This is a genomic window from Candidatus Latescibacterota bacterium (assembly GCA_019038625.1).
Classification (GTDB): domain Bacteria; phylum Krumholzibacteriota; class Krumholzibacteriia; order Krumholzibacteriales; family Krumholzibacteriaceae; genus JAGLYV01.
On the sequence record JAHOYU010000240.1, the window covers coordinates 1 to 6,921 of the forward strand.

Consider the following 6,921-nt stretch of genomic DNA (forward strand, 5'->3'; position numbering starts at 1 on the left):
GGGCGAAGATGGGCAAGACCGAGAAGGGCGCCGTATGGCTCGACGCGGAGAAGACTTCTCCCTACGACTATTACCAGTTCTGGATCAACACTGATGATCGCGATGTCGAGAAGTTCCTGGCCCTGTTCACATTCCTCCCTATGGATGAAGTGAAAAGACTCGGAAGCCTGGAAGGTGCCGATATCCGGGCTGCCAAGGAGATACTCGCCTTCGAGGCGACCAGCCTTCTGCATGGGGAAGAGGAAGGTGCAAAGGCTCAGGACGCGGCGAAATCACTCTTTTCCGGAGGCGGTCAGGGCGATGCTGACTCCATGCCGACCTTTGAAATGGACAGTACGCGTCTTGAGGAAGGGATGCCTGCCTTTATCCTCCTTGCCGAATGTGGAATAGTCAAATCTCGAGGCGAAGCTCGCAGGCTCGTTCAGCAGGGTGGCGCCTACGTGAATGGCCGCAGGGTCGAGGAGTTCGATGAGATCGTCGGGCTTTCGAATATGGAAGAAGGGCAGATACTGCTCAGGGCGGGAAAAAAGAAGTATATCAGGATAGTGACGAAATAAAACTGTATCGAGACGGAAGGAGACAACTGAGATGGCCGATAAATGGAAAAAGAAATTCATTGCCGAAAGAAACCGGTTGAACGACCTGGTCTTTGCAAGCGGGCATCTTGGGATAAAACGTTTCTTTGCCCTCGACGAGCAGGCGTATCACGAGGCGGCTCTTTCAGCGAAGACAAAGGAACTGATGGGGCTCACCGCTTCGATGGTACTCAGGTGCAACGATTGTATCGCCTATCACCTCGGAAAGTGCCACGAAGCGGGTGTAACGAAAGAAGAGTTTTACGAAGCTTTCAACGTGGCCCTGATAGTCAGCGGATCGATCGTGATTCCGCATCTGAGAATCGCCGCTGAGAAGATGGAAGCTCTATTTGACTGAGGAATGAAATGAAACGAACACTACTCGCTATTATAATAGTATCGCTCATGGCAATGGATCTGGCTGCTGCCGACCGGGTAGTCACGTTCAGGTTCAGGGGGACCGGAGTGGGCGAGGAGCTTATTGACGCTGCCGGAATAATATTCAGAAGCGCTCTTGACCATGAGGGAAGATATCTGGCAGTCAACTATTTTGAACTGCTTGGCGACGTTGAATGTTTCGAGTCCGATTGTGCCATGACCCTGGCGAGAGATGCAGGGGAGCGTTATGCGATCACCGGACATCTGACACGCCTCGGATACAAGATCATCATCGGCATCCAGCTCGTAGATGCAGTAGAGGGAAAAGTGATCGCGACTGAGGATGGGGCTGCTGATGTCGAAGAGGATGTCGATATCGTTCTTAAACGGCTGGCCAGAAGCATCAGTACAGGAAAGACGATGGGGGAGACAGCCGAGCTGGGGTTGATAACTGAAAGCGAGTTCCGAGGCGATCGGAGGAGACAGTCTTTCGGAGCCAAGGGGTTCAGGGTGGGGTTCATGTGGCCGATGTCCGACTCGATGGGGAAGGTCGGCAGGTTGATGGTGTTTGATTTTGTCTACCAGTACGATACGAGAGATTTCTTTCTGGCGGGCAGGTCCGGGTTCCGCTTTGGAGGAGGCCTCGACTGGGACGGACTGGACGCGATGGATTTCGCGCTGCTTGAGGCAAAACTGGGCAAGTATCTCAGCAGAAACGACTTCAGCCCGTTTATCAGCGCTGGGATCGGCGTACACTGGATGAAACTGACTCAGAACTCGATGGATGAAGAGGTGATCTTTGATAGAGAGGACAGCGGAAGCGGCCTGTCCTTGACTGTCGGGACCGGTTTCGCGGCATTCAGGACCTATGATTTTCAGTTTCAGCTTGATCTGGATTATTTTATAATTTTTGAACATATAGGTTTTGAAGACAGCTCTTCCAATTATCCGAGTGGAGTGATCCTGACTTTCTGTATAAAGAAGGGAAGCGCAAAGGAATGACGTCCCACGGGGCAGCCATTATTTAGTAATTAATCCTGATGGGCCGACTGGTCCGGGAGGAAAAGATGAGTTTCAGGATACTCCGTTACATTTTTGCCCACAGAAAAGTCGTCGTATGGAGCATTATCATACCGGCCTTTCTGGCGCTGCTCTTTGTTGTCATTGCCGACTCGAAATTCAGGTCCGAGACTCTCCTGATGCCTCCGATGGAGGAGGGAAGCGAGGGATTGATCGCGGCATATATGGCTTCGATGAACCTGCCATCGATGGTAGTACCGATGACAGGAGGTTCGATGACAGCCGCGATCCTCGTAGATATACTCGAAACCAGGGCAATAGCCGAGGCAGTGATAACCGGGCAGGGCCTGATGGAGTGGTACAAGTCCGATTCAATGTACGAGGCCATCCAGGAACTTCGAGCCAAAACATCCATAACCGCGTCTGCGACCGGGATGATCAAGCTTTCAGTGATCGATGTGGAACCGAAGAAAGCGGCGGATATACTGAATTCCTACATTACAAATCTGGATTCGCTGAACAGGCAACTGCAGTATACCAGGGCTGGAAACACAATGGAATTTATCGGCCGACAGATCGAGGAATACAGGGAAAGACTGGCCGGATCGAGAAGGCAGATCGCCGATTTTCAATCCGAAAACGGGATTGTGGACTTCGACGAACAGATCAGGGGAACGATCGATGTGGCGGCAGCATTGAAGGTTCGGGCCGTTATAGCGGAGATCGAGCTTGATATGCTCAGAGAATTTTCCACTGAGAACGCTTCAGCCCTGAAGAGAAGCGAGATGGAGCTGGAAAGTCTGACCGGCCAGCTCGAAAAGATCATGCGTTCCGATTCATCTTCGTCCGTATTCATACCATTGTCCTCTATGCCTGAATTGTACCAGCAATACGCTGCTTACAACAGAGATCTTGAAGTGAACGAACGGGTATATTCGTTTCTTCTTCAGAGATACGAGGAGACCGGGATCGAACGTGCACGCACGACTCCCTCGGTGCAGGTCGTGGATAAACCTTCTATTCCCGTAAAGAGAGCGGGAATCCCCCGCTGGGGTATCGTCATGATAGCGGGTGGTGTGGGATTGATCTGGTCCTGCCTTTTTCTGGCCTGGTGGGCCTGGATCAGCGGCAAGGGCAGGGAGAAGGAAGAGGAAGAGGCTTTTCAGGACCTTCTCGAGCTGTTCCGTAAAGATACACTGGCTCTCAAGAAGAGACTCAGGTTGTGAGTGTCCACTTAACGGTTCATGAGGCGTTCTGTTTTTTCGGCGATCAGGGGCAGGACCTCTCCTGACCTACCCTCGATGAAAAGATCCGACCAGTGAGTCACGGCAGATTCCCCGATATTAACTTCTATTACAAAGGCTCCGGCACTTGAGGCGATCTGGGGAAGGCTGGATGCTGGCTGGACGAGGCCCGATGTGCCAACGATCATGAATACATCGCATCTGGCTGATTCGTTGAATGCGGTTTCCAACTCATTTTGAGGGAGTGGCTCACCGAACCAGACGACGTCGGGACGGATCATGGACCCGCAATGGCATACCGGCGGATCGTCGCCCCATTCAGGATCGAACTCGGCCGGATGGGAATGTTCCAGACACCTGTATCTCTCAATATTCCCATGAAGTTCGACGACCTGTCTGCTGCCCGCTCTGCGATGGAGATTGTCCACATTCTGGGTGATCAGAAGTGTCCAGGGCAGGATCTCTTCCAGTCTGGCAAGGGCATGATGCCCCGGATTAGGATCGTGTTCCCGAGCGGTGAGCAGTCTTTCCCTGTACCATTTCCAGACCAGCCCCGGGTCGGAGAGAAATCCTTCCCGCGTCGCGAGCTGTTCAGGGCGGTAATCGTTCCACAGGCCGTCCGCTTCCCTGAATGTGGGGATCCCGCTTTCCCTGGAGATTCCCGCGCCGGTCGATACGACCAGTCGGCTCGATGCTGCTATCCTGGATGCGGCTTCACCCGTTTCTTCGTCTTTAAAACCATTCTTATCCATGCGTCTATTCTAGCCGATAAGCTGTGTCCGGTCAACTTCCTGCAAGACGATTTTCTGACGATCAGGTGCAAGTTGGCCTCTCTTCGTCCATTTTGGAATACCCCTTGCAGTCTGGCTATTGAAAAAGGTCCGGACAGGATCGATAGAGACACAGAGATATAGTCGGATGATACGCTGTGAATCACGTCCGGAATCGGAAAGCTGGAATGGTCATGAGACGATCAATGGCGAAATACGCCTTATTTGTCATATTATCAATAGGTTGTGCGGGTTGTTCATATACCCTCCCTGCATTGGTGGATTCGGAACCCTTTCTTTCATACAGGATAGAGATGGTCGACGCCGATTTCAATCTTGTTAGAGTGTCTGGAAATGTTTTCGGTTCCCTGGGCCGTAAAGTGCCACTGAGGCTGCCGGAAAAGGGGAATGGAAGGGGACTCGATCCTCTCGGGTTGAAGGCTTTCGATATGGATGGTCGTCCACTTGAGGTGAAGCGGGAAGGGGATATATGGACTATAGAGAATTCGGGCAGGGATTTTACATTTTCCTATGAGGTAGTCCTTACGATCGAGGACCGCTATTCGTCGGAAGTGAGAGGTATGATCTCACTTTTGGAAGAAGGCAGGGGACGGATCATGGGAAGGGATATTTTCCTCATTCCAGCTAACAACTTCGAGGATGGTGTGACACTCGATGTATCTCTCGGTTATGAGGGGCCTGTTCACTCGACATGGGAATGTATCGATAGCAGGCTGATAGTGCCGGGTGTGGCGGACCTTGCAACCACCCTGGTCGTGTCGGGCGACTACCGAGTGTACGAGACCGAGGTGTTCGGTACCAGGCTGTCATTGGCAATAGCCGGGGATTGGTCTTTCCACGACGACGAACTTTTCAGTGTTATCCGTGACGTGGTCTCTCACGAGATAGGGTGGTTCGGTTCATCGACTCACAAGAAACATCTCTTTGTCTGCGACAACAATCCTGTGAAGGGCGGCAAGGGGTTCGATCACTATGGCATGCATTTCTCGGGAAGCATCCTTCTATTGCTCGACCGGAGGATAGACAGGAGTCAGATCTATGACACCCCGATGTCTATCGTTGCCCATGAATTTTTTCATAACTGGAACGGGGAAGCGATAAGGCCGGCCAGCGACGGCATGATGTGGTTTATCGAGGGGGCGACGGTGTACTATTCTTACCGAGCCCTTACTGATGTCAATATCCTTACTTTTTCGCAGTACGAGATGAAGAGAGAATCGACGATGCGGAGGTTCATGGAGAACCCATATCTCGAGTCTGTATCGATATCAGACGCGGCAAACAGAGATCTGTCTGATAAGGACATGGTCAACATGCTTTATGATGGTGGATTCCTGGCCGCCAGTATCATCGATGAGAAGATAGCAGAGCTCAGCGGCGGGCGAAAAGGGCTGATCGATGTGATCCGGTACCTTTGGGAGTTACACCCGGATGGTTGCCTGCTAGACGAAGACAAGCTGTGCGAAGCGCTGATCGGGGTCACCGGGCATGATTTTGAGAGGTTTGTGGGAGAACTGGTGGATGCACCAGCTCCTCCGGCTATTGTTGATTCCGATGTATCTTCTTGATTTGATTCCAATTCTATAATACATTTTTCCGCAGGAAAGGTGACCGGGCCAGTCCCGGTATTATGACTTGCGGCAAATGCCAGACAGAAAGCAGGTATGATGGTCCGATACAGGAATATTATAAAGATAACGATCGTTCTCATGATCCTGGGTGTTCCTGTTTCCTGGGTCCACAGCCAGGAGGAAGCGCGACCGGTCGCAGAGGAAGAAATAGAAACGTGTGGCTGGCTTGAAGTCGGCACGAAAAGTATGCCGTTCGATATGCCGGTAGCTACGCAGACCCCACTGGGAATATCTACGACAGTCTATTGTCCGGCTATGGAATTAAGGGCATTGCTGACCCTTGGAGACATGGTTCTGATAGGAACTGAAGGCGGTTTGTTTGAGTATAGCGTTAGTGCCGATTCGGTATTCAGGATGTCCGGTCCGGCATTTACCTCGATCAACGCAATGGCCATCGACGAGAAAGATGGCCTGTGGGTGGCTGGGGAGAAGGGTGTAGGAATAAGGCGGGGTGGAAACTGGATACACTTTCTTTCCGGGAATTACTCGTTCTTCGACAGGGTCACCGGCCTTTTTCCATCGGATGACAAGATGTGGATAACGACTTATGGGCAGGGGTGCGGGTACATGGTCTCTGATACGCTGACTGTAATATCGAGAGTCGATTCGTTGCTCGATGACAGGGTCCTGTGCACGATAGAACAGGAGAACGAGACGATATGGTTCGGGACAGCGAGCGGACTTTGCCGGGCGGACAGTTTCAGTTGGCAGAATCTGCGGTATGGCAGCAGGATACCGATAGGTTCAGTGGAAGACATGATTGTCGATGAAGAGGGAAATCTGTTTCTCGCTATCGCCAGGGCAGGTGTTGCACGATACAATCTCGGTCGGGTAACGGCGTACGGTCAATCCCAGGGCCTTCCATCGATGGATATCAGGGTTTTCAGCATCGACCCTGCGGGATTTGTCAATGCTGCCGGAAAATCTGGTATAAGCACATGGGACGGATCGGGATGGCTACCTCTGAGGGTGGAGGGAGTAAATCTTGCTGCGTCCGATATCCTTTCGATGGTACACGATGTCGAGGGCAGGACGATGCTGGGGACCAGCGAGGGAAAACTGATCCTCATTTCCCGTGATATAGTCAAGGAGATCGATATTCCACAGGCGTTTCCTCTCTCTACCGTGCTTCAGGTCGTCACTGATAAGCAGTCTGCCTGGTTCCTCTCGGAATCACGAATATTGAGGTCGGATGGAGATCTGACCGAACTCGGTCTTCCTGATCCATGGTACAAGGGTACTCTCACATCTATGAATATAGATCAGGCTGGTACCGTATGGG

Annotated in this window: 7 protein-coding genes; 6 read left to right on the plus strand and 1 reads right to left on the minus strand. The window is 51.9% G+C overall.

Annotation, left to right across the window (positions count from 1 at the left end):
* The 4 genes from tyrS to KOO63_15415 form a co-directional block, all read left to right on the plus strand.
* Positions 1–557 (plus strand): tyrosine--tRNA ligase (tyrS, locus tag KOO63_15400; GenBank protein ID MBU8923204.1); only part of this gene is annotated, 557 nt, incomplete at its 5' end.
* 31 nt (positions 558–588) lie between these two features.
* Positions 589–933: a carboxymuconolactone decarboxylase family protein gene (locus KOO63_15405; protein ID MBU8923205.1), complete on the plus strand. Its 345-nt coding sequence runs from the start codon at positions 589–591 to the stop codon at positions 931–933.
* An 8-nt stretch (positions 934–941) separates the two neighbouring features.
* Positions 942–1,955, plus strand: coding sequence for a hypothetical protein (locus tag KOO63_15410; GenBank protein ID MBU8923206.1), 1,014 nt, complete (start codon positions 942–944; stop codon positions 1,953–1,955).
* Positions 1,956–2,020: 65 nt separating this feature from the next.
* Positions 2,021–3,199: a hypothetical protein gene (locus KOO63_15415; GenBank protein MBU8923207.1), complete on the plus strand. Its 1,179-nt coding sequence runs from the start codon at positions 2,021–2,023 to the stop codon at positions 3,197–3,199.
* An 8-nt stretch (positions 3,200–3,207) separates the two neighbouring features.
* On the opposite strand, the gene KOO63_15420 is transcribed toward KOO63_15415, so the two are convergent.
* Positions 3,208–3,969: an NAD-dependent deacylase gene (locus KOO63_15420; GenBank protein ID MBU8923208.1), complete on the minus strand. Its 762-nt coding sequence runs from the start codon at positions 3,967–3,969 to the stop codon at positions 3,208–3,210.
* 212 nt (positions 3,970–4,181) lie between these two features.
* Between KOO63_15420 and KOO63_15425 the strand changes: the two genes are divergently transcribed.
* Both KOO63_15425 and KOO63_15430 read left to right on the plus strand, forming a co-directional pair.
* Positions 4,182–5,576 carry a hypothetical protein gene (locus KOO63_15425; protein ID MBU8923209.1) on the plus strand — a complete coding sequence of 465 codons (1,395 nt, stop codon included), beginning with the start codon at positions 4,182–4,184 and terminating at the stop codon, positions 5,574–5,576.
* 96 nt (positions 5,577–5,672) lie between these two features.
* On the plus strand, positions 5,673–6,921 hold a 1,249-nt coding region (locus tag KOO63_15430), incomplete at its 3' end, for a hypothetical protein (protein MBU8923210.1).